General features: G+C 40.0%; 17 protein-coding genes. 7 read left to right on the forward strand and 10 right to left on the reverse strand.

What is annotated here, in order from left to right:
* The first annotated feature begins 73 nt into the window (after positions 1 to 73).
* Complete coding sequence (locus tag ACHUE3_RS16395) at positions 74 to 1,105, forward strand: cytosolic protein (protein WP_394193415.1); 1,032 nt, start codon at positions 74 to 76, stop codon at positions 1,103 to 1,105.
* Between the two features lie 47 nt (positions 1,106 to 1,152).
* Here ACHUE3_RS16395 and ACHUE3_RS16400 read toward each other — a convergent pair whose 3' ends face one another.
* Positions 1,153 to 1,365 carry a hypothetical protein gene (locus ACHUE3_RS16400; RefSeq protein ID WP_394193416.1) on the reverse strand — a complete coding sequence of 71 codons (213 nt, stop codon included), beginning with the start codon at positions 1,363 to 1,365 and terminating at the stop codon, positions 1,153 to 1,155.
* A 2-nt stretch (positions 1,366 to 1,367) separates the two neighbouring features.
* A complete protein-coding gene (locus ACHUE3_RS16405; protein WP_394193417.1) occupies positions 1,368 to 2,432 on the reverse strand; it encodes a potassium channel family protein in 1,065 nt (354 codons plus the stop codon).
* Positions 2,433 to 2,601: 169 nt separating this feature from the next.
* Here ACHUE3_RS16405 and ACHUE3_RS16410 point away from each other — a divergent pair, with 169 nt between their 5' ends.
* Both ACHUE3_RS16410 and ACHUE3_RS16415 read left to right on the forward strand, forming a co-directional pair.
* Entirely contained in the window at positions 2,602 to 3,552 is a 951-nt protein-coding gene (locus ACHUE3_RS16410) for a chemotaxis protein CheV (RefSeq protein WP_394193418.1), read from the forward strand.
* A gap of 78 nt (positions 3,553 to 3,630) precedes the next feature.
* On the forward strand, positions 3,631 to 4,944 hold the full coding sequence (locus ACHUE3_RS16415) for a short-chain fatty acid transporter (RefSeq protein ID WP_394193419.1): 1,314 nt from the start codon (positions 3,631 to 3,633) through the stop codon (positions 4,942 to 4,944).
* Between the two features lie 57 nt (positions 4,945 to 5,001).
* Here the strand turns inward: ACHUE3_RS16415 and ACHUE3_RS16420 are convergent, their stop codons facing one another.
* Complete coding sequence (locus ACHUE3_RS16420) at positions 5,002 to 6,018, reverse strand: metalloprotease (protein WP_394193420.1); 1,017 nt, start codon at positions 6,016 to 6,018, stop codon at positions 5,002 to 5,004.
* A gap of 144 nt (positions 6,019 to 6,162) precedes the next feature.
* Between ACHUE3_RS16420 and ACHUE3_RS16425 the strand changes: the two genes are divergently transcribed.
* Complete coding sequence (locus ACHUE3_RS16425) at positions 6,163 to 7,368, forward strand: EAL domain-containing response regulator (protein WP_394193421.1); 1,206 nt, start codon at positions 6,163 to 6,165, stop codon at positions 7,366 to 7,368.
* An 8-nt stretch (positions 7,369 to 7,376) separates the two neighbouring features.
* Here ACHUE3_RS16425 and ACHUE3_RS16430 read toward each other — a convergent pair whose 3' ends face one another.
* On the reverse strand, positions 7,377 to 8,447 hold the full coding sequence (locus tag ACHUE3_RS16430) for a hemolysin family protein (RefSeq protein ID WP_394193422.1): 1,071 nt from the start codon (positions 8,445 to 8,447) through the stop codon (positions 7,377 to 7,379).
* An 82-nt stretch (positions 8,448 to 8,529) separates the two neighbouring features.
* Here ACHUE3_RS16430 and ACHUE3_RS16435 point away from each other — a divergent pair, with 82 nt between their 5' ends.
* Positions 8,530 to 11,025 (forward strand): alpha/beta hydrolase family protein, encoded by a 2,496-nt coding sequence (locus ACHUE3_RS16435; protein WP_394193423.1) that lies wholly within the window; start codon positions 8,530 to 8,532, stop codon positions 11,023 to 11,025.
* A gap of 149 nt (positions 11,026 to 11,174) precedes the next feature.
* Positions 11,175 to 11,879, forward strand: coding sequence for a response regulator transcription factor (locus tag ACHUE3_RS16440; protein ID WP_394193424.1), 705 nt, complete (start codon positions 11,175 to 11,177; stop codon positions 11,877 to 11,879).
* A 16-nt stretch (positions 11,880 to 11,895) separates the two neighbouring features.
* Here the strand turns inward: ACHUE3_RS16440 and ACHUE3_RS16445 are convergent, their stop codons facing one another.
* From ACHUE3_RS16445 to dinF, 6 genes are all read right to left on the reverse strand, one after another.
* A complete protein-coding gene (locus ACHUE3_RS16445; RefSeq protein WP_394193425.1) occupies positions 11,896 to 13,407 on the reverse strand; it encodes a YifB family Mg chelatase-like AAA ATPase in 1,512 nt (503 codons plus the stop codon).
* Between the two features lie 35 nt (positions 13,408 to 13,442).
* Positions 13,443 to 14,057 (reverse strand): trimeric intracellular cation channel family protein, encoded by a 615-nt coding sequence (locus tag ACHUE3_RS16450; RefSeq protein ID WP_394193426.1) that lies wholly within the window; start codon positions 14,055 to 14,057, stop codon positions 13,443 to 13,445.
* Positions 14,058 to 14,129: 72 nt separating this feature from the next.
* Positions 14,130 to 14,501 carry a hypothetical protein gene (locus tag ACHUE3_RS16455; RefSeq protein ID WP_394193427.1) on the reverse strand — a complete coding sequence of 124 codons (372 nt, stop codon included), beginning with the start codon at positions 14,499 to 14,501 and terminating at the stop codon, positions 14,130 to 14,132.
* Between the two features lie 47 nt (positions 14,502 to 14,548).
* A complete protein-coding gene (locus ACHUE3_RS16460; RefSeq protein WP_394193428.1) occupies positions 14,549 to 18,043 on the reverse strand; it encodes a PKD domain-containing protein in 3,495 nt (1,164 codons plus the stop codon).
* Positions 18,044 to 18,624: 581 nt separating this feature from the next.
* Positions 18,625 to 22,638 carry a hybrid sensor histidine kinase/response regulator transcription factor gene (locus tag ACHUE3_RS16465; RefSeq protein ID WP_394193429.1) on the reverse strand — a complete coding sequence of 1,338 codons (4,014 nt, stop codon included), beginning with the start codon at positions 22,636 to 22,638 and terminating at the stop codon, positions 18,625 to 18,627.
* A 107-nt stretch (positions 22,639 to 22,745) separates the two neighbouring features.
* Positions 22,746 to 24,080 carry an MATE family efflux transporter DinF gene (dinF, locus tag ACHUE3_RS16470; protein WP_394193430.1) on the reverse strand — a complete coding sequence of 445 codons (1,335 nt, stop codon included), beginning with the start codon at positions 24,078 to 24,080 and terminating at the stop codon, positions 22,746 to 22,748.
* Here dinF and ACHUE3_RS16475 point away from each other — a divergent pair.
* On the forward strand, positions 24,057 to 25,088 hold the full coding sequence (locus ACHUE3_RS16475; RefSeq protein WP_394193431.1) for a polysaccharide deacetylase family protein: 1,032 nt from the start codon (positions 24,057 to 24,059) through the stop codon (positions 25,086 to 25,088). The genes dinF and ACHUE3_RS16475 overlap by 24 nt on opposite strands.
* Positions 25,089 to 25,139: the final 51 nt, after the last annotated feature.

The raw sequence follows: 25,139 nt of genomic DNA on the forward strand, positions 1-25,139 counted from the left end.
ATGGTTTAACAGCGATTTTTCAAACCTTTGTTATTTTGCTACACTACCGCCCGATTTTTTATGGGGGGTGTAAATGAAACTATTATATTGGCTTGATGAATGGTTAACTCATCCCCGCGACGAGCAACAAGGTAAGCTACCAATGGCCGGGGGGGACTTACTTGGTGACGTATTTGTTAAGTACCATTTCACCGATCTCGACAAACCGCTGTTATTTACTTTTTCTCCAGCGGGTACTGATTATCAAGAGCACGACCTTCATGAAGCGTTTTCTCCATGGGGCTTTAACTTAGCAAAAAAGCAAAATGTGAACATTATTGCTTTTCAGCATTTAGGTAAGAGTAATTGGTTTAGAAATCGTAATTTAATCTTTTTCCTAGAACAGCTTGCTGACTTGCTAGTCCCCTTTAAACGTCGTATTGGATATGGTCTTAGTCGTGGTGGCTTTGCCGTAGGTGCATTTGCTAACTTGCTAAAATTGAATGAAGTATTGCTCTTTCACCCTGTCAGTACAAAGAACAAAAGCTTGGTTCCATGGGACGACCGTTCCAGTACCGATTTAGCACAACAATTTGATTGGCAAAGTGATTACCACGACCTCGATTTAGGCCACGCTAAAGGCTATATTATTTATGATCCCACCAATCATATTGACCGCATGCACGCTAAGCGCTACCCACAATTGACCCACTTACGGGTGTTTGGCATGGGTCATGGCACGCATGCCAGCTATCTAAATAAATTTGGTTTCTACAAACAAGTGGCGGTAGACTTTATCGGGCATCAAGCCATAGATATTGCCCTGTTCCGTCAACAAACTAGAACGCTGCGCTTTAAAGAAGATTACTATCAGTGTCTTAACAAAGCTAATACCCACTCAAATCATCGTCTTGAATTACTCAGTACTGCACACAACATTTTAATTGATGAAAAGCAGGCTCATATGCAAGAGCAAAAAGACAAAATTGATGTACAACCACTGATTGATGTAGCTATTAGCCATCAAGATGAACATCCAAATGACGCCATTAAATTACTGGAAGTCGCGCAACAACTTGCTCCTAAAGATCCTTTAATCGACCATAAGCTTAAGCAATTAAAATAAGTGCTCATAACAATTAATTACTAAACGAAAGGCTGCTAATAGACACACTAACCTTTCGCTTTTTTCTTACTGCCTTTCTTTTTGTGACCGTGCTTAGGCACGATGGCAAAGTACATAACGAGCGCCAACCATGAAAAGAAAATAATACCGATTAACCAGCCATTCTTTTCATGTCCTTGCGTTCGTTTGCTGTTTAATACCATTACTATAGGCAAAATATATGCGCTTAATAAAATAATTAGAAACGCGACTTCACTCATTATTATGTCAACTTCTGCCAATCAACCTCATTACTTAACACTCGATCAATCGCTATGTAATGAAGTATATCGCCACTATTTACCGGGTAATTGAGCGGCGGATTTAAATCCATATTTTTAGCACTTAAGTTGTGTGCAACGCCGAGTAAAATAGCATCATGATCATGTTTAAAATGATGAAACAATTTACCAAATTCCATTTGCGCTAAATCAGCGGGTATCACTAAGCTAAATTGTGTATCACCATGCAATGTTGATAACAGCTCTTCTTGCACTCGGCTTGAGCCTGGGTCTTGCATTGAACGCACTAAAATTTCTGCTGACTTTGCACTTGAGCATTCCACATTGTGGCAATGCTCTAATAGCATTTCGACTTTGCTCTCATCGTTAAAGTGCGCACTAATATGCCCTCCATCCTTAACCAGTTTGCTAATACGTAATGCCGTGGTAAAGGTTTGATCATCATCTTGGCCATCAATAATCACTTTATCCGCATGGCTGATAGCCACTCTTTCAAGTTGTGTGCAATCAGTAAAACTGCTTAAACGAACAAAGTCGACATGTTCATTAGTCAAAAATGGGTGCTCCATTTGCTCTGTCACTGCTAATAAAATCCGTCTTTGCGTGCGTTTTTGATCTGCTAAAATGTAATCAATCATCTTTTTTGTTCGTGTTTGGTGCCAACCAAAAATAATAATGTGATTATTAAAATGCGAAAAGTTTTTATCACCTGTCATAGCGCGCCTAATTAAATATGTCACTGTTTGCCCTGTTTTACCCAACAGAACGCCAAATAAAGCTAACCCAAAAGGGATTTGTACCAGTGCAACAACCCACCGCCCTAGATCCGTAGTGGCGCTAAAGTCGCCATACCCTACCGTTGATGTTGTTACTATATAGTAATACACAAACGTACTGATTGGAGTGAGTGCCCCTTCACCAGCAAAAATAAGTAGTAACCAAGTCAGTGCCATGTGTATCAAAGTAGCCAAAGCGACCGCCTGCCAACTAACTTGATCAATGTGACTTCTTACCAATAAAAAAAATCGTTTAAATATAAAAGGCATGCCCACACTTGGTAATTCTGCTATTAATTATTTGATAAGTTACTGTAATGGCGAAATGATGGCAATGGTTGAAGCAGGTATAAAGGCGAAGATTATTTTCTAGGCTGCTTTTTTAAAGCAGAACAGTGTAAGCTATACTTGTTTTATAAATTACAAAGACGGGTGTGTTATGTCGGGTGTATTAGCTTCTGTAGATCAACGAACTCAGCTGGTCGGCGAAAATCGTCTTGAGCTGTTGCTATTTTATTTACATAGCCGTCATCTTTTTGCGCTTAATGTATTTAAAATTAAGGAGGTTGTGAAACTTCCTCACTTAAATATAATTCCCCACGCTCACCCTAAAATATCTGGGGTTGCCAATATACGCGGCGAATCTATTCCTGTTATAGATTTACGACAGGCGATTTGCATGCCAGCTGCAAAAAATATCGAAGACAGTAATTTGGTTATCACCGAATATAACCGTACTGTGCAAGGCTTTTTAATCGGTAAAGTTGACCAAATAATGAATATGACATGGTCAGATATCATGCCGCCCCCTACATCAGTTGGCAAAAACCATTACCTAACTGCACTGACAAAAATTCAGCGTGATGGGCAAGAGCAGCTCGTTGAAATTATAGATGTAGAAAAAGTGCTGGCCGAAATTGTTGAATATGAAATCCACATATCGGATGAAGTATTAGATAAAACAATTGTTGATGAATTCGCAGGCCGTAAAATTTTACATGCTGACGACTCCCCAACTGCGCGTAAACAAGTAAGCGATACATTGTCCCAGCTAGGCATTGAAATTATTCCCGCAACAAATGGCCTTGAGGCATTAAATATGTTGAAAAGCTGGGCTGATAGAGGTGATAACGTAGAGCAAGACTTACTTATGGTGATCACTGATGCTGAAATGCCTGCAATGGATGGGTATCGCTTAACACATGAAATTCGCAATGATGACCGCCTGAAGAATTTACACGTTGTGCTAAATACATCGTTAAGCGGCAGCTTTAACCAAGCCTTAGTTGAAAAGGTAGGCTGTAACGCCTTTTTATCTAAATTCCAACCCGACTTACTTGTTGAAGAGGTTCAAAATCGCTTAAAAGCAGTATTAGATAAAAGCAGCTAATACATTGACCTACTTGCCAATTAAGACCTTTCATGCTTAATTGGCACTATGTGACCATAACAACAATACTCTCTCACTATGCTAAATCGTGTTGCCAAACCCTTTACTCAATTAGTTGAGCGCTACCTACCCGACCCTTTTATATTTGTTATTCTATTGACTCTGCTTAGCTTTGTAATTGCGAGTTTATCTACTCCAGCAACACCAGTAGAAGTACTCGATGCCTGGGGGAGTGGTTTTTGGAACTTACTACAATTTGCCATGCAAATGCTATTGGTACTACTCACCGGTTATATGCTAGCAAGCACGCCTATTGTTAGCCGAATACTCGCTAAGTTAGCCCGTATTGCCAATACTCCCGCCAAAGCTATTATTTGGGTCACACTAGTAGCACTATTGGGAAGCTGGCTTAACTGGGGATTTGGCCTAGTAATAGGGGCTTTATTCGCCAAAGCAATAGCAAGGCAAACACAGGTAGATTATAGATTATTAGTGGCCAGTGCATATTCTGGTTTCATTGTTTGGCATGGTGGTTTGGCAGGCTCTGTACCTTTGACAATTGCCACCACGGGGCATTTTTCAGAGCAAAGCATGGGAGTCATAAGTACTGCTGATACGTTATTCTCAAGTTTTAATATCGCTATCGTGGTTGGCTTATTTATCATTATGCCGCTGGTAAACCGCGCTATGCTCCCTAATGATCAAGACAGTGTGTATGTTGATAAAAACAAACTCATAGAGCCTAAAAATAAAGAAGTCACATTTACCCGCCCAGCTGATCATATAGAACACAGCCGCGTGTTAGGTATAACCACAGGCTTACTTGGCCTTGCATATTTAACGTATTATTTTATTTTTAATAATGGCTCACTTAATCTAAACAGTGTGATAGGGCTGTTTTTATTTGCCGCTATTTTACTGCATCAAACACCCTCTAACTTACTAGCGAGCTTGCAACAAGCTATTCCCAGCGGCGCAGGTATTGTCATTCAGTTTCCGTTTTATGCCGGCATAATGGCGATAATGGTTGATACCGGTTTAGCACAGCAGATTTCACAAGGGTTTATCGCAATCGCCAGCGCTGATTCATTACCATTTTGGAGCTTTTTAAGTGCAGGGCTGGTGAATATATTTGTACCATCAGGTGGTGGTCAATGGGCTGTGCAAGCCCCCATTGTTATACCCGCTGCCGAGGCATTAGGCGCTGATATGCCCCGCGTGGCCATGGCGGTAGCGTGGGGTGATGCCTGGACTAACCTGATTCAACCATTCTGGGCTTTACCGGTACTAGCTATCGCAGGTTTAAAAGCCAAAGACATTATGGGTTTTTGTTTAGTCCAGTTAATTATAACTGGCGTGTTTATATCGTTTATGCTGAGTTTTTATCCTTAAATAAAGTGGAATAAAGCGCAGCCTGTAGTTGCGCTTTGCAAGTTAAATTGCCCTAAATTAACTTGATAAAATCTTCATCGGTAAGCTTAATATTGGATTTTCTGAATCTGCAAAGTGCATCATTACTGCAACATGGCCGGCTACAACCAATGCATACATAGCTGCAGAGAAACCTTGGCCGTATTTATCCAGCGGCACAAGATGTGAGTAGTGGCGTCCACGCCATTCAAACATTATTTCCAACGCACCAATAAATAAGAAAAATACTAAAAGCATGAGACCAAACGTGTAACTTACCCACAATCCAAATAACACACCTAAAATACAAATACTTAAGCCAACCCATGAACGCATTGAAAAGCTGATGCTTTTTAGTACATGCCCGCCATCAAGCGGTAAAATAGGCAGTAAGTTAAATAAGTTAAGTAAAGCACTGAGTACTGCAACACCTGCAAATATTTCCATCTCTGTGGCGTAATAAAGCACCACGCCAAGTACGGAAGTGATTAGACCAAACGCAGGCCCCATTAAAGAGATCACCACATCTTGCCAGCGGGTGGTAATCTTTTCATCTGATACTGCAAGACCACCCACAAAAGGAATTAAGTAAATCCCTTTGGTTTTTATACCAAAGTACTGCATGGCACGAACATGTCCGTATTCGTGAATGACTAAACACGCAATGAGCATCAAGGCAAATTCAAAGGTAAATAACCATGCATAACCAGCTACTGAGGCCCCAGCTAGTGCAACTTTGACTACTTTAGCACTTTTAAATACTTTAAAGCCTAAGGCAAATAAACCTAACAGTCCTTGCTTAGGCTTGGTTTTTTGTACCTCAGGGATCGGGAGCTTTTGTACCAGGTGGTCATTAATATACAGTAGTAGCATTTGCTCATGCACTTCGCTGGTATCTATACCAACTCGATTCCCCTCTAACTCAAATTCGACGTAGTGCGTTCGTGGGTTATCAAAACTAATTGCTTGATCAGATTGAAAAATTTGTACAATTTTTTGCTCTGCAAGCATTAACCTAAATGCCTGCTCTGCAAGGGTTAATTGTATTTGAATCATATTACTTAAAGCCTAAAAAAGAGTGGCGTTAGTATACCTATTTTTCGGTTTTAATTTGTGAAATTATTTTATCCTTAATGCTGACTTTTTCTTGGTTTGCAACTACTTTTATACTATTAGATGCTTTTAATTCAGGGAGTGAAGATGACCAAATTAGCCAAAAATATTCTCGTAGTTGATGATTCCAAAGCTATTTTAGTTGTGATGGAAGCTATTTTAAACGAACTTGAAATCCCCAATATTACAACATGCTTAAGCGCGCAAGAGGCATTGTATAAAGTAAAAAACGCCTCATTAAAATATGACGCAGTTTTTACTGATCTTAATATGCCTGATATGGATGGAATGGAGCTTATTAGGCACTTAGGCGATATGAATTATCCAGGTGCAATTGTTATTATTTCTGAAATGGACCATAAAGTCATTGATTTAGCCGCTGACTTAGCTAAGAGAAGTAATGCCCACTTAATTGGTAACATAGTAAAACCCGTGCAGCTCACTCAAGTGCACACGTTACTTAAAAAACTAGACCATTTAGCTTCGCACATCGAAAAGCCTATTGAATCTATTGATGAATCACAGTTATTACATGCCATTAGCCACAATGAAATAACCCCCTTTTATCAACCAAAGGTCAACCGCTACAAAAATAAAATCACCAGTGTCGAAGTGCTCGCGCGTATTGTCACTGCAAAAGGGCAGCAGTTATTACCCGATCACTTTATTAGTGTTGCTGAAGATCTTGATTTAATTAATTTGATCACGTTCCAGCTGTTTGAAAAAGCCACAACAGATTTTATCGCGTTAAAAGAATGCTTGGGTTATAAGTTTAAGTTAGCTTTCAATTTGTCGCCTTGCCAGTTGGAAGATTTAAGCTGCCCCGATAAGCTAGCACTCATCCTAAAGCTTAATGATTTAACTCCTAGCGAAATAATTTTAGAAATAACAGAACAACACGCGCTCTGTAGCAGCGTCCAATTAGAAACCTTAAATCGATTAAGAATTCGCGGTTTTGATATTTCTTTAGATGACTACGGCATCGGTTTCACTAATGTAAATCAACTTAAAACCCTGCCCTTTAGTGAAGTAAAAATTGATCGGACATTAATTAGCCATATTGAAACCGATCAATTCTCTCAAGTCATTACCAGTAGCTTAGTTAATATTGCCATACAAGAAGGGATTACGATTGTTGCTGAAGGCATCGAGCGCATAGAAGAGCTCGAATACTTAGACCGCTTCAAAGAGTTTATCTTGATGCAGGGCTTTTTAATTTGCAAGCCTAAATCAAGATCCGAATTCACTGTATGGGCAAAATCATGGTTACAAATGGTTAAGGACGCTAATTAACACTGACTTTATTGTTTATCGTCATTTTCGTCTTCACTAAGTAATTTGTCAGTACTGGCTAAACGCTGTCGCCAGCGTTGCTTAGCGACCATTTGCATATCCGCAGATTGATCACGTTCATCCATAATATTAAGCCCCATTAATGACTCAATCATGTCTTCGAGGGTTACAATCCCCTGCACATCACCATATTCGTCGATCACCAAACAAATATGCGTTCGTTGTGCCAGTAAAGTGTGCAGTAATGTAGGCACATAAAGCGTCTCTGGGACGGTATATAAAGGTTTAACTAACTTACTTATTTTGTAGTCTTCACCCAGTCGGTGATATGCCAGCATAATGTCGTTTTTATGCACAAAACCAATAATATCATCGCCATCTTTATCGTAAACCAACACACGTGAAAACGACGAAGACCCATGTTCAGCCAAGTATTGATGCACTGTAATATCTTTATGTACTTTAAATAATACAGTGCGCGGCGTCATTATTGAATCAAGCGTTGCATGCCTAAAGTGCAGCAAACTGCGAATAATTTCAGACTCTTCCTGATGTAGCGCGCCCGACTCAGTGCCAATATCAGCCATTGCTTCAATTTCTTGTCGGATATAAAACGCTTCATCATAGTTACGTCCCATCAGATTCGTTAGCTTTTCAGCAAACCATACAAAAGGTTTTAATAGAATGACTAAATACACCAGCCCTCGTGCTACCACTGGGGTCAACGCACGCCAATAATTAGCACCGAGTGTTTTGGGAATTATTTCTGATAATACCAATACAAGTAGTGTCATTATGGCTGATGCAATACCTACTGCGGCATCAGAGAAAACAACAGCAGCTTGCGCTCCCACACCAGCAGCACCTGCGGTATGTGCAACTGTGTTTAAAGTTAAGATAGCTGCTAATGGTTGATCTACATTCTTCTTTAGTTTTTCAACACATTTAGCTAGCTTTGGATTTTGTTTACGCAGCAGAGCAACATAGCTTGGGGTGATGCTTAATAACACAGCTTCCATAATTGAACATAGGAATGAAATTAGAATAGCAACACACATGTAAACAATTAATAACGTCATTGAATCACTCTCATCGTTGGACTAATGAGCATCCTACCAATACATGATATATTTATCCAAATTATCGTTCTAAGGCTTAGCAATGACTTTAAATTTGTCTGCAAAAATATCAAATAAACGTGTGTTAAACGCACTCAGTGCACTGGCTTTATATTCTGTTGCGAGCTCTGTTGGAGCTGCTGTGTTGGATAAGGATAACATCGCTTTTGTTGGCCCTTTGGCTGAACAAATGCAAGTAAAGCCTTACCAAACTCCCCATCATGATGCGGCTATTAAAAACCTGCTCCCGAGTTTACAAGCTAATAGCTCTCACATTTCAGTCTTTGGTGAGCAACATAAATGGCAAGCATTGAGTAGTGTTAATGCGCTTACCCTCGGTGGAATACAAGCATTAAAATTTACCATGCACACAAAACGTTTTAGTGAAGGTGCACTTAAACTTAGTGGAATTGAAAAAGCCACGTTATTTATCGATGGCGTAGAGCTATCTGCCACAGATGATACTTACCAACTGGCATTAAGTAATGGCGAGCATCAGGTTCTTATCATTGCAGAGCAAGTCGCAAATTGGAATGAAGTGTCACTGGATTTTGAGCCTAAGGCAGAACATGACAAAATCACCATAAGTCAGCACGCGAGTAAAACTCTCTCTGCGAAGCAATTGTTTGATGCGCCGACGATAAGTATGTTGTCAATGTCACCAGATGCAGAACACTATATAGCCAGCACTCGTTCTTACAATGATGCCGCAGGCAATCAAGCACAAATAACAACTGTGCTTAAAGATCAAGACAACACAGTGCTTTATCGCTTTGAATCAGGCCAACCAAGTAATGTAATTTGGAGCCCTGATAACAAGTATGTTGTGTACTTAATTGACGGTAAACTAAAGCAATTAAATCGCAAAAACTTAGCGCTTAATGTTATAGCTGAGAACTTAGAGGGCGCGAGTGGCTTTGCGTTTTATAACAACGATAGTTTAATTTTTACTTGGTCTAAGTACCCTGAAACCGACACCAGTTTAACCAAGCACTATAGAGGCCTGCAAGATCGTTGGTCATATGCTCGTACTACTTCACAAGCTTACCTTCTTGATATCAATTCAGGTTTGAGTAAAGCAATCACTGAAGGTCCTTTAAGCCACAGCATAGAAGACTTCAACAGCGAACAAGGCACAGTTTTGCTAAGCCGAAGTGCTCACGCTATGGAAGCGTCGACTCACCCTATCACAGAGCTAGTTGAAACAACCCTTTCAACAGCAAAGCAAAGTGTTTTAGGTCAATTTAAAACCTTTAATCAAGCTAAATACACCGATGAAGGTATCTATGTTATTGCAGGGCCTGACTTTAAAAATGGTTTAGGCCGTAACATTCCAAAAGATATGCTTGCCAATAACTATGATGGACAGCTGTACTTACTTGACTCTAATGGTAAAAAAGCAAAAGCATTGAGCAAAAACTTTGACCCAGCTATAGGTCAAATAAATGTACTTAACAACGGTGATGCGGTTGTAAAAGTCACAGAGCAAGATACCCAACAACTGTATTTATTTGATTTAAGTAAAAACCGATTTAACAAACTAAACACTAAATTAGACGTTGTAGAGCAATTTAGTGTTTCTAAAAACCGCTCACCAGCGATTTTATTAAGTGGTACAACAGCCTCTTCACCACAGCAATTAAAATATTTAAGGATCAGCAAAAATAGAGCAAGCACACTGTGGGATTCTAAACCTTTAGCCTATGCAAATACGCAAATTCCAACGCTTGAAGAGTTTAACTTCACCAATAAACAGGGCGTTGAAATAAAAGGCCGCGTTTATTTACCAACCAATCTGGATAAATCTAAAAAGCATCCAGCTTTGATCTATTATTATGGTGGTACATCTCCGGTTTCGCGTGGCTTTACTGGTCGATACCCATTTAACTTTTGGGCAGCTAATGGCTACGTTGTTTATGTTGTTCAACCAACTGGAGCAACAGGGTTTGGTCAAGAATTCTCAGCTAAACACGTCAATGCATGGGGTGAGCATACAGCTGAGGACATTATGCAGGGCACTCAGGCATTACTTGAACAGTACTCATTTATTGATAAAAATCGTTTAGGTAATTTAGGCGCATCCTACGGTGGCTTTATGACCATGTTATTAGCGACTAAAACCGATATGTTTAGCGCGTCTATTGCCCATGCAGGTATTTCTAATATTACCTCGTATTGGGGTCAAGGTTGGTGGGGCTATTTATATTCTGGTGAAGCATCTAAAGGTAGCTTCCCATGGAATAACAGTGAACTTTATAGCCAACGAAGCCCTGTTTTTCATGCCGATAAAGTAACAACACCATTACTTTTACTGCATGGAGACTCCGACACCAACGTGCCAGTTGGCGAAAGTCATAACATGTATACTGCACTAAAACTTCTTGGTAAAGATGTTGATCTAATTGAATATAAAGGTGCTGATCATCAAATTTTTGCTCGCGATAAACGCTTTGACTGGTGGAGCACAATGCTTGCCTATTTTGATAAGCATTTAAAAGATGAACCACAATGGTGGCAATACTTATACCCTGAAAAATAATAAGATATGGAAGAAAGGAAACAAACCTTTGCTTTCTTCCTATTATTTGAGTTTATGCAAAGAAACTATCATAAACAGTACTTCAGTTGTTCTCTCCTTGCGCTAATGAGTGCTAATATGGAGATATCAATACAGGTAATTAAGATACTATGACTATTAATGTTTTACTGGTTGAAGATGATGAGCTATTGGTTAAACGCATCATAAAACACTTTGCCCAGACTGAATTTCACATTGAAAATGATGCAACAGGTGCTCAAGCGCTTGAAATTGTTAGATCACGTGAACATAACAATAGTGCCATTTCACTTGCCATTGTTGATATTGTTTTACCTATGCGTGATGGACTTCATCTGGCTAAGGAGCTTAATACCTTAACTGATATCGGTGTTATTATGCTCTCAAGCCGCGATTCACAAGCCGATAGAATTGCAGGCCTTGCCCAAGGCGCTGATGATTATATTTGCAAGCCAGTTGATCTGTTAGAACTAGAGTTACGCATGCGTGCCCTACACAAAAGATTAAAAGGCAATAATGATAATGACGAAAGTGAAGAGTTTATTGAATACGCAGACTTTAAACTTCACCCAGATAATCGCACACTCATTACAGTAAATGGCATTGAATCGCGTTTAACTGAGGCAGAACATAAAGTCCTTATATGCTTAATTTCGAATGCAGGTAAAGCGACCCCTAGAGAAAAAATATCAGAAGAAATCGGCCAGCCTGATTGGAGCCCCAACGATCGTACTGTAGATGTTCTCGTTGGCCGTTTACGCAAAAAACTGAGTGATGAGAAAGACCAAAAACGCATCGTAACTGTGCGCGGTAAAGGGTATATGCTATCAATTTAAGCAGGATAGCCAGTCGCTAATATTGAGTTAAATGCGAGATCAAACGCTCAAAGGCGCGATAATTAAGCGCCTCCTTCAGTTCTGCCAATCCTATATTTTCATTGCCTTTTAAATCACTAATTGTACGCGCCACCTTAATTACACGATGATAAGAGCGTGGTGACAGTGACAGTTTTTCACTGGCTTTTGCTAAAAACTGTAACTCCGCAGGTGCTAATTCGCAGAATTTACTCATTTCTTTGTTATTAAGCCGTGCATTTACTTTACCTTGTCTATTCAACTGGATGTCATAAGCGACTTCAACCCGCGCCCTTACCTGTGCACTACTTTCTTCGGGCTCAGTACTTTGTAACTGATTGCTACTCAACCGAGGTAGTTCTATTTGTAAATCAATCCGATCGATAAAAGGGCCTGACACTCGTGATAAGTAGCGCATAACTTGATCTGGGGTTGCCCGCTTATCATTATGGCACCCTGTGGGACTTGGGTTTAAAGCAGCAATAAGCTGAAACTGTGCCGGAAACTCCATTTGCCGTGCAGCCCTTGAAATAGTCACCGTGCCGGTTTCCATTGGCTCACGCAGAGAGTCCAATACTTTTCGTTCAAATTCAGGTAGCTCATCTAAAAATAGTACACCATTATGAGCCAGAGATATCTCACCCGGTTTAGGATTTGAAGAACCCCCAACTAAGGCTACAGCTGAACAGGTATGATGAGGACTACGAAACGGCCTTTTCCGCCAATTAGTTAAGTCGATTGATTGACCAATGATTGAATACAACGCGGCACTAGAGAGGGCCTCTTCATCAGACATACTTGGCATAATTGTGGGCATACGCTGTGCAAGCATTGACTTACCCGTACCAGGGGGTCCTAAAAAAAGTAAATTATGGCCACCAGCAGCAGCTATCTCTAGTACTCTTTTAGCCCCCGGCTGACCTTTAACATCACTTAAATCATGAATAAAGTGAGCACTGTGAACACGCTCTTCATACTCAATGTTCAATGGCAATGGTTGCTGATTCAACAAATCATTCCACACATCTTGTATTGAGTTGACCGCTTTACGTGACACACCACTCACTAAGCTGGCTAAACTGTCATTTACAGCAGGCAGAAAACAACAACGCCCTTGCTCCTTAGCAGCCAATACCGACGGTAAAATAGCGTTAACACCTCTTACTTCGCCATTTAACGCAAGCTCACCATAAAACTCATAGCGCTCTAATTCATTACAAACCACTTGTCCTGAGGCTACCAAAATACCCACAGCTATAGCTAAATCAAAGCGACCTCCATCTTTTGGTAAATCTGCAGGCGCAAGGTTAACGGTAATTCTTTGATCTGGAAAACCAAATTGGGAGTTTTCGAGCGCACTTCTTACTCTGTCTTTTGATTCTTTAACTGAAGCTTCTGGCAAACCGACAATATGAAATGCCGGCAAACCATTACCTAAGTGAACTTCAACCATCACCTCTGGCGCTTGAATTCCCACCTGCGCACGAGAATAAATACGAGCTAACGACACATCCATTGTCCCTGTAATGTACTTTTTATTACAGTCTAGTCAGGATATTTAAAAATATGTAGTGTAAGTTGCCATTTCATTGCTGCAAGACGTAATAATAAGGTTGTTAGCATTGCCAAAACCATCGCAATTTCAGTCATCGCATTCAATGAAATACTTTGAGTGTAAACTAACCCACCAGCAATACACGTAATGGCGTAAAGCTCACCTTTTAACAACATCGGGATATTGCCTGCTAATACATCCCGTATCATGCCGCCAAAACAACCTGTAATAATTCCCATAATAATCGCAGTGGTCGCAGGCATGCCAGCTAACAACGCTTTTTGCGTCCCCATCACAGCGAAAAATGCTAACCCAAATGCATCTGCAATTTGCAGATGGTAAAGCGGAATCGATTTTTGCTTGTTGATCAATCTAGCAGTAATAAATACCGCGGCAAAAATAGCAATAAAATAACTTTGATCGTGCAGCCAAAATACAGGCACATCCAAGATCAAATCACGCACTGTTCCCCCACCAATAGCCGTTACCGTGGCGAGTACAAAAACACCAAAGCCATCCATTTTCTTATCATACGCAATCAACGTGCCTGATACTGCAAATACGGCAACGCCAATTAAATCAAACCAGTGGTAAAGTTCAGTCATAGTTGTCGCTAAAAAGTAAACTAGGCGATTGTTTTAACACAATCACCTGCCACTTTTAAGCAATCTTAATAATTAATCTGCTTTTGCCGTCAATTCGATAAACTCAAGGCTTTGCGTCATGATATTTTCAGCCAATGTGCCATCAGAAAAAATTGATTCTTTATCAACTGCTGAGTCAGGGTTTGCAACCAGTTTTTGATAATCACTTTCAAGCTCAGCCCACAAGCTTCGTTGTTGTGCATTTAGTGAGGAAGTTTGCTTTCTTACCTTATTTGCCTCTGAATAAGCTTCCTGTGCTTTTTCATATGCATTGACGATATCCTCTTCACTGCCCGAACTGGAAAAAATATTATCGCTAAACGCGCTGACATCCTGCTGTACAGATTCAACCGTTTCACAGCCTGTCAGTACGACCAAAAACATAACTAATAAGATTTTATACATTTTCTTGATCCTTAAAATAAAACGGAGCCGCTTGGCCCCGTTAAATGTTATTGCTTTATCAAACTACCCATTACACTAGTATGCAGGCTTGGATCCTCCTTATCAGGATGATTACCCGGCACTGTGACGCTAAAGGCTGCGACACTATACCCACTTTCTAATAATGATTTAGGAGTAATTATCATACCAAAGGTCGTATCTTGCGTTGCCGACTCAGGGCTGATTAACTTTAAACTCCCTAATTCAAGTGACCACTCTCCCTCTCGAACTGTACCATCTAAATCAAAGCTAGCGGTTCCATCGCTGCGAACTTCAATCGCACGTTCAGTAGGTGTTCCTTGACTCATAAAACTAAATATATAATCACCAATAATATCTGCTTCGCTAAATTCGATTGACTCTACAACGTTCGTTACTCGCTGGTCCACACCAAAACCATTACCATCAAGCCATATTAAGCGATTGCCTTCTCCTTTTAAAACAACATAAGGGTCAACTTCATCGTTACCCATCTGATTAAGGTAGTAATCCAATGTAACACTCAACAATTCAGGGTCGCCAGATGGATCTGGTGTGGTAGTGTAGGTACCCGCGCTGATTGCTGGCGACATTCCTGTCTCATGCTCCATCCCAATAAAATAACCATCACCTTTAAATACCGCAAAGTAAAAGTCATTATCCGCAATTGAACCATTAAAGTAGGCACCTACTAATGGATTATTTGAATCATAAACACGTTGTAATAAGAAATCTCCTTCACCGTTAAATGTAAGAGTGAGGGTATCGTCTACAACATTTGCCGCAACTGCCTCCTCTTCGTCAAAGCCAAATGTTCCATTGGTGTCTTCGGTCAAGGTAACTGCAAACTCGCCAGTTTCTTCATTCCAAGTAAAGTCACCAATCTCATAGCCAGCAAACGCATCATCTACACCGGCATCAGCTTCGCTTTGAACATGCAGCCACTTACCATCACGAAGGATAACGACTACATCTGGTTCATCTGCTATCTGCCAAGCGCCATCAAGTGGATGAGCTGGTTGAGGGCGAGCAGCCTGCATATTATCTGCAGCCATAGCCTCATCAAAGTACCAAGCTTGTGTACTTGCTTCATTACAGACTCCGCCCTGAGCATAAATACACACAGTGAGGAAGTTGCGATCAAAGTCCTTTATTTCGATTTGCTGATCACTAAATAAAAGTTTCCCAGAAGCTAAACTATAATCATACGACTCTGAAACACCTGCGTTAGTAAAGCTAATTGTGTAACTTGGCTCGCTCTCCTCGTTATAACTTGTCGCAATAGTTATTGTTTCTACCCCTTTACTATTGGGCGTATACAGTTCGATATAATTTACATTTGTTGGATATCCGTTTTCGTCAAAGCCTGGGTTCTCTTGAATCCAATAAGGCGCAAAACGTGTAACACCATACTCACCACCTGCAACTGAGAAATTACGAAGGTGTGAAGAATAATCTTGCGTTCTCTCTGAACCATCAAAATTAAAGAACCGGTATTTACGATAGGTAAAGTTTTGGCCATTGGCTGTTGCCAATAAACGCTGCGAAAACTCGCTATATACTTGGCAAGTTTGGCTTTCAGGGCACACTGGTTGAACACCGTTATCAGTGAAGTAGTTATAACGTAAAAATTCCCCCTCACTGCTAACTTGCCACGAACGATAATTTTGATTCAAATTAAAGTTCATTAAGCCATCAGCATAAACATCATAATGTAAATCAGTTTGCTCTGAGTTGTAGCCAAGGTATATTGTCCATTTACCCAGCAACTCATTTTGAGTAAATGCTAATTGGTTATCTTTAACCATCAAGCCAGATGATGTACGTGTTGATTCATCTGCTTTGGCATTTAATGATGAGATAAATTGATAACCAATTTGTACATCCTTAATGAACCAAAATTCATAATCAAACATCGCGTCGTCATTGGTGTTGGTAATCACTAAGCGATTATCAATTATCTGCCAAGTGACACTGGCAGGTTCTTTGTCGTTATCTCTGAGCGTTCCTACACCGTCAGCAAGTAAATCAAATGATACGGCATTTCTTAGGCCTTGAAATTCACTTACGCTATCGACAACCCACGTACCTATTAGTTCATCAGCCGTAACGGCTAACGCTTGTTGTTTCTCGATTAAACTAAAGTTACTAGTAACTTCATATGAATCACGAACATTACCTGTATTACTCCAACGACTTTCAAACTGCCTTTGCAGTTCAACTGATTTATTCGCTTCATTCTCAAGGAGTATGGTCAGACTTAAATCAACAAGGTAATTGCACGTCTCTTGTTGCTCATTGTTTTCATTCATCATAAATGAACAGCTCACTGAAGCGGGCTCGTCCAAAGTCATATCCACATTTGGCCCCGTTTGTTGCCAGGTAAAGGTTGCATCTAAATCTGAGAAGCTAATAGACCCCTTGCTTTCACTTGAAAAATGCAACTGTGCCGATACTGAGCGGTAGTATTGTGGCATTGTTAAAATGAATTCACCTGTTATATCACCAATGGTTTTGTCAATCAGGTCATCATCGTCTTTAATCGCTTTTTTAGTGGCCTCGATTAAGTCAGGGTCTTGACTCTCAACAGTGTTCACGAAGTTGTCAATATCGTTTGCGTTAGATACTAACGCCAATGTTGAATCCACTCCTTCAGGGAGGGTATAGTTTTCGTCATCAACAATGATTTTTATAAGCGATGCTAGTAATAGCTTTTCATCGGCATCAACAGCTAACAACGCATCTGAAAGTGAAGCTTCGTCTTGTACATCGCCATTATCGCGTTTAACCAAAGCATATTCAGCTGTACTCACATTGGTGATGTTCACGCCGAAGTTTTCATTTTTTGTCAAGGTTGCATCATCACCCGCTTGTGTAATTAAGGTTGCAACTGACTTTAACTGCGATACAAATTCAACTTCTGGGTTAATTGCGTTATTCCCCAGTGCCACTAACCTTACAAGCTTATTAGCAAACGAGTCGTCTACTTCAATTTCAACACTGTATTTACCATCGTTACCAGCAGTGACTTCAAAAAGGTCATCGCCTACCTGCACAGCAACATTTGGAGAATCAATAGGCTTATCGGTCACAATACCTGTAATAGTTACGCTGAGTACTTCACGTTTTATGTTAATCGTGATTTGAGCACTTTTAGTCGCGCCTTCATTATCTGTCACTGTCACTTCAAGTACTAATTCAGCATCTTCTTCAATATCAGGTGCTGTAAAGCTAACATTTTCACTATCACTACCTGCTAACGTGACTGTAGGCCCTGAAATAGCTTGCCATGAGTAACTTGCGATACTGCCATCACTGTCGCTGCCAACAGCGGTTAAAGAGAGTTCTTTTCCCTCGCTAACTTCTGCGTCACCCGAAATACTGACAGTTGGGCTGTTATTGCTTGTTGGTGGGGGTGTGGAATCGCTACTATCGCTGCCTCCACCGCCACAACCTGTGACAATGAGAGCACTCGTCAATAGTGCCAAAACACCTGTTCGATGAAGCCTATTTGATAAACTCATTTTGTTTCCTTATTTCCTTGTTAATGGCCTTATAAAAAGCAATAAACTGATTACACGGCACAGATAAGCCATATAAATAAATCAATAAAAGAGAATAGAAAAAACGTGATACGCACTTAGCAAAATCAATTTGCAAGGCTACTGATTACATTAAGCCGTAACTCCATTTCTCAGGTATCAATTTTTGAAGCATATTTTTATACAAACTTTACTGATTTGAGCGTAGTTTAATTTATTTACACACGGGGGATGTATATCCGACCAAATTGTACTCATTCCCGACAAGTTTATAATTTTCAATATGATAGAAGGTGTAAAGTGATTATAATAAGCAATCTTACAATCAGGTTTTAGCAAAGCAATAAAAGAAAAATAGCAGAGGCTAGCCTACTCTCCAGCCTCCACCTAAGGAGAGAAAATCGATGATTTTTACATATTTACTATATGTAAACGCCTGACCCATTAAAGCGAAGGGAGTTGCATGCTAAAAAGGATAAACAAAGCATACCGCAAGGCGCAAAAAAAACAGCGTCCATATCCGACCAATTTGTCTCCTCACACGACAAAAACATACATTTCAACTAATTAGATAACTGAAATTCCTTTGCTGTCACTCCATATTTAGCTTTAAAGGCTTTAGAAAAATAAGAACGCGAGGTAAAACCTACATCTTCTATTACTAAATTTATCTGCCGACCTTGCATTAATAACTCTGCAGCCTTAGTAAGGCGAAAATCTCGGATGAATTCAGTCGGGGAAAGGTTAATAAGAACTTTTAATTTTCGCTGAAACTGGCGCTCACTGAGAGCTAACTCTTTTGCACAACGCGGCACCGTCAGCTGCATATCCGAATAATGTACATCTAGAAATGCATTTAAATTGGCTAATAATTGTGTGTCTTTTGGATCTCGGTTCAACACACCACGCTTTGCTGGTTCAGCTTGATTCTCTTGTGGGGTATATTGATGGTATGTATTTATCCATGCAATCCAGTTATCTACCTTAAGCAATAACTCGTCACGATCAAAAGGCTTAGTTATGACATCGAGCGCAAAATGGTTAAGCCCTTTTAACCGGCTTTCATGATCGCCTTTCGCGGTTAAAATAATAGTTGGAATATGGCAAGTAATACGGCAGTTATGTGCTTCTTTTAATAGAGCAAACCCGTCCATTTTTGGCATCATTAAATCTGTAATTAATAAATCAGGCACATGCTTTTGCATTAATTCCATCGCAACTTTGCCATTATCGGCCATCAGCACCTGGTATTTAGCCGCTAACTCATTGTGAAGATAATGCCTTAATTCATCATTGTCTTCAGCAATTAACACGGTTGCCAAATCTTCCTCATTAATATGTCGCTCAGTCTTGATTTGATTATTGTGTTGAGTTTGCAATTGCTTGGGGCTACTTACCAGTGCAAATTTGACACTAAATTGAGTGCCTTTAAGTAGCGTACTTTGTAGCTCTATTTGTCCGGCGTATTTATCTACAAGCTTTTTAACAATGGATAAGCCAACACCGCTGCCTTCTACATTTGTATTGCCTGCTGTACGGTAGAACAAATCATATACTTTACTTGCTTCTACCTCAGCAATACCACGTCCAGTATCTTTAAATTCTATTACTGCCTGTTGCTGCGAAGCATAAACGTTTAACTCAACCCTACCTTGTGTAGTAAATTTAAATGCATTACTGAGCAGGTTATTAAATATTGTGATTAACCCTTCTCTGCTAGCGTGGATGTAAAGAGCTTCTTCAATATCATATTCGAATGAAGTATCTTGCTCACCTAACACACTAAACTGCTCAGCAACCTCTCTAGCTATTGCCGACAAGGAGATAGTTTTTAGTTCTTCATCATTGCTTTGATCGAAGCGCGTTAACGTGAGCAATTTATCTACTAGCCCCTCTAAGCGTCTTGAATTACGCAAAATCAAATCTAAATTAGCTCTTTTATTAGGGTTACTCTCACCGGTTAATAATGCCTGTGTTGGTGCAACAAGTAAGCTAAGTGGGGTTCGTAGTTCATGGGATGCATGAGTAAAAAAGCGAACTTTGCTTTCTAATGTGTGCCCAAGCGCAACAGCTTGCTTTTCAATCACGGACTTTTGCGATTCAATCTCTTGGGTCCTCAACGCCACACAACGCTCTAGCTCACTCTTTTGATTACGTAACCGCTGTGTCCATAAACTAATACATAGCCAAATAAATACTGCAAACAAGAGGCTATAAATAAAATAGGCCAGTAGGCTTTGCCACCAAGGAGTAACTACATGGAAGTTTAACATTAACGGAGCTAATGCTTTTCCCCCTAAGCGTGAATTTGCTTCAACGACAAGCTGGTAATTGCCTGCTGGTAAATTCGTATAATCAACCGAAAGACTTGCCCCTTTTGCTGAACGCCATTGTTGTTCAAAACCAATTAATCTATAGCGATACACATTGGTTTTCGGTTCTGAGAAGTGCAAAAGGTTAACTGCAAGCGAAATACGCTTTACTGAGTGGGGGATCTCCAACTGACGGTTTTTCTCAACCTCGTAATGCATTCCTAACTGACTACCCACACTGTTACGTAAAGGCTGGTCATCAAACTTTAGCTTGGTCAATGCTAGTTTGCCAGGTAGTTGAGCTTGATATTCATCGGACGAAAAAACGGTTAGGCCTTGTGTACCACCAAAAATAATTTTCCCTTCCCGCGTTTTAAAATATGCCCCCGCATTAAACTCATTTCCTTGAATGCCATCTTTTGCTTTAAAGTGCCTAATAAAGCCAGTCGAGCTATTAACTTTAGCAAGGCCATTGTTAGTACTAAGCCACACAGATTCCTCACCTTGTGCAACCAAACCATATACAACTTGGTTAGGTAAGCCATCATCCAGTCCGATGTGTGTGATTTGCTCCGTGCCTGCTTTTATAATATTGACCCCATTAGAGGTTGCCAGCCACATATCTCCATTAGCACGTAATAAGAATGCTCGCACTGTATTGTGGCTTAACCCTTCACCTTTAGGGCGCTTTGTAAAATGGGTGAGAGAATCTAACTCGGTATTATACTTATAAGCACCAAAGCCATCTGTCGCTATCCAAAGCTCATTATTTTGCCCATGATAAAGACTGGTCACTCTTGGGGCATCAATGAGCAGAGTTGTATTGGGTTGCGGCTTACTGTAGCTAATAAATTTTTGCAATTGAACGTCAAATTTGAATAAGCCACCACCATTCGTTCCCACCCAAACATTATTATTACTATCGGCTAATAAGCTATAAATGCTATTTTCATGCAGCCCATGCCCGCCCTCCTCTGCATGGTATGCGATCAATTCACCTTGTTTTGTGATAACATTAATGCCGCGCTCCCACGTTCCAATCCACGTATTACCCAGCTCATCTTGAGTAATGATTTTTATTGCATTGCTTGATAGCGCTAAAGGGGATGAATTTTTATCTAGGTGGTCAACACGGTTAAAGTTTTTATCAAGGATATCAATACCAGCTCCCCAATTCCCATACCACAGCCGCTGTTTAGAGTCTTCGTAAAGCGCCCATGCATCATTGCTTGATAAAGGGGCTGGTTTGCGTAATTTAGTAAAGCTCAATGAAGCTGGATCTAACTTGCTAATACCGTTGGCTGTACCAAACCACATAATACCTGATTGATCTTTAAATACGCTGTACACGCGATTATGCGCCAAGCTGTAGCGATCAAAAGGGTCATGTTTTAAATGAGTAAAGCGCTGTGTTTGCTGGTTATAAATACTGACACCACCCCCACGCGTTGCAAACCAAATTCGGCCTTGTTCATCGAATTCAATATCACGAATTTGGTTACTTGAAATGGTTTCAAAATCTTGTTCATCATGACGCCAATTGGTATATACCCGTCGTGTTAAATCGATTTTATAAGCGCCACCACCCTGGGTTGCAATCCATACATGCGCATCTGTATCTTGCTTAATAGCATAAACGCTTGGATAAATGGATTCACTCTCAAAGATGTCTTCTAACATAGTTGGCACTAATGTGTTGGTTTGTAAGTCATAGTGGGTTAAACCGCTACCATTACTACCAATCCATAGAATATTATCTATTTTTTCAAGTGCATAAACTGGTTTTTTTAGATTATCAACGAGCGTATCAATTTTTGATGAGCCACGGTTTATACGATACACAACACCGTCAAACGTACCAACAAAAAGCCAATGTTTAAAAGGAAGGAGTGAGGTAATGCGCTTTTTATTTAATAGAGGAGTAGAAAAACCGTAATTAAATAAGTTTAGCTGATTAACTCCTCCATATCGCGTACCAATAAATAATTGATTTTGATTATCTAAAGATAAAGGGTAAATATAATTGTTTGCCAACGAATTACTATTCTTATCCGAAGCCTTAAACACTTCGAAGCGTTCACCATCAAAACGATTTAAACCATCTTGTGTTGCAAACCACATAAAACCAAGTTCGTCTTGCTCTATGCTAAACACCACACTTTGAGACAAGCCATCTTCTATTGTGTAATGCTCAAATGCGGCTAAGGCATTATTAAATTTAAGTAAAATTAATAGACCTAGCAAAAACCCTAGCTTCAACCGCATCAAAAACCTTTTACACTACCCATTCCATATGAGTAAAGCTTAGCTGAAACCTTTTGTTTACACACGTAATTTAACGTAATTATAGCAAAGTTACCCGTATTGAGTACTTAATGGAGTAAGCGCCCTGCTTTTTGTAGCTGCCTATAACGTATAATTAATGTAATACCTCTTAAGAGCATAAAGCAGGTCATTGCTAGCCATAAACCATGGTTTTGCCAAGAGTGAAAAACAAAAAACACGCCCGCAAAGCCCACACTTGCTGACAGTAACATACTGTTGCGCATGTCTTTTGCCCGAGTTAACCCAACAAATATGCCATCAAATAAAAAACAACTCATTGCTGCTACGGGCAACACAATAAGCCAAGGCAAGTACAGTGTGGCCGTAGCTATAACCTCAGGTACATCAGTTAGTAAGGCGATAATCTGCTTCCCTAATAAGGCAAAAAATACACTATAGGCCAAAGCAAAAATTGCTCCCCAAAATAAACTGACTCGAACCCACAAATGTATTTTACGCTCACTATTTTGACCCTTAGCCTGACCGACCTTTGCTTCGCTTGCATAAGCAACTCCGTCAAGAGCAAAACTAACCAGCATTAAAAAGTTAAGCAATACAGCATTTGCAGCCAAGGTTATATCGCCTATACGTGCCGCATAAAAGGTCATAAAGCTAAAACACAACTGTAAAATAAGAGAGCGAATAAAAATATCACGGTTCAAGCTCAGCAAGTCCAGCATTTTGGCAACACTAAACCAATCGCCAAGAAATAATGGTACAGATTTTTTAGCTGCTATTTTTAAAACCAAAAAAGTAGCAAATATAAACGCGGTATAATCTGCAATTACAGAAGCCCATGCCGCGCCAGCTACTTGCCAATCTAAGTAAACAACAAAATATATATCGAGCACAATATTGGTAATATTAGTTGCTAACAATAAATAAAAAGGACCTCGACCATAATGCACGCCTAACATCCATGCCAATAAAACCAAATTACATAACGCCGCAGGCGCGCTAAAAATACGAATATCAAAATAAATATACGCCTGCTCTAGTACGACATCACTGGACCCAGATAAATACGCTATTAAATCTTTTATCCATGGTGATAAAGCAAGTAAAGTAAACGCAACAACAAGGGCTAACAATAGGCTGCGCTTTAACAAGCTGGCCAGCAGTGCTTTATCTTCTTTACCATACGCTTGAGCAACCAAGCCTGTGGTACTCATCCTTAAAAAACCTGCCAGCCAAAACAATAATGAAATTACCGTCGCACCCAGTGCTATACCAGCAAGATAATGCGCACTCCCTAAGTGCCCAATGACAGCCGTATCAACTATTCCTAACAGTGGCACGGTTATATTTGATAAGATCATCGGACCCGCTAATAACAACAAGCTTTTATGGTGTGCTTTATGAACTTTAAGAAATTGTTTCACTGTGTTTTATCTATCCTTTTTTACCTATCGTTTTCTGTAAAAAGCGCGATTATTTTACAGTATCATCATGTTAGCGAAACGCTGCCCGCAGTTACTAGCATCAGTGCTAAAAACTTTGAAGCGCATTTAAGCTACCTTAAACAAAATGACTTTAATGTGATCCCATTAAATGAATTAGTAAACTCTTTACAACAAGGCCAAAGTTTACCTGATAAAACGGTCGCAATTACTTTTGATGATGGTTACAACAACAATTATGACCAAGCCGCCCCTATACTTGAAGCATTTAATTACCCTTATACCATTTTTGTAAACCCGAGATTAATTGATGAAGGCAAAGGGTATGTTATGGGCTGGGACAAACTTAGAGAACTTGCCAAAAAAGGGGCGCTGATCAGCAACCACAGCTCACAACACGATTACCTTCACCAACGCCAAAATGGTGAAAGCGACGCACAATGGAAAACCCGAATAAAAGACGATATTTTATTTTCGCAAAAGCGCATTAAAGAGGAAATTGGCCATGATTTTAAATATTTAGCTTATCCTTATGGTGAGTTCAATAACCAGCTTCAAGAATTGGTAAAAAGCCTTGGTTTCATTGGCATTGGCCAACACTCAGGTGCCATTGGCATAAACTCTGATTTTACCCGTCTACCACGCTTTCCAGCATCGGGGTTTTATAGCAAATTGGATACTCTCAAAACCAAGCTTAACTCTCGCCCATTTACAATTAAAACCCTTACATACTCTGATAGCGTGACTAACGAAAACCCACCTATCATCAGTGTTCAATTTGAAATGGGTGACTTTCATAAAAGCCAATTAGCCTGTTACGTTTCTGGTGTCGGACAAGCTAAGCTAGATTGGGTTACAGAAGATACGGTAACAGTAAACTCTCCTAAAAAGTTAAATTTAGGTCGCTCTCGGTTTAACTGCACAGCTCCTTCAAAGACTCACAAAGGGAGTTATTACTGGTTTTCTCAACCATGGGTGCTCACACAGTAACAAATATGATTTAACTTGAGCTTAGAGCATAAAGCTCAAGTTACTTATTTA

It is taken from the genome of Pseudoalteromonas atlantica, assembly GCF_043641955.1.
In the GTDB taxonomy this organism is placed as follows: domain Bacteria; phylum Pseudomonadota; class Gammaproteobacteria; order Enterobacterales; family Alteromonadaceae; genus Pseudoalteromonas; species Pseudoalteromonas atlantica_A.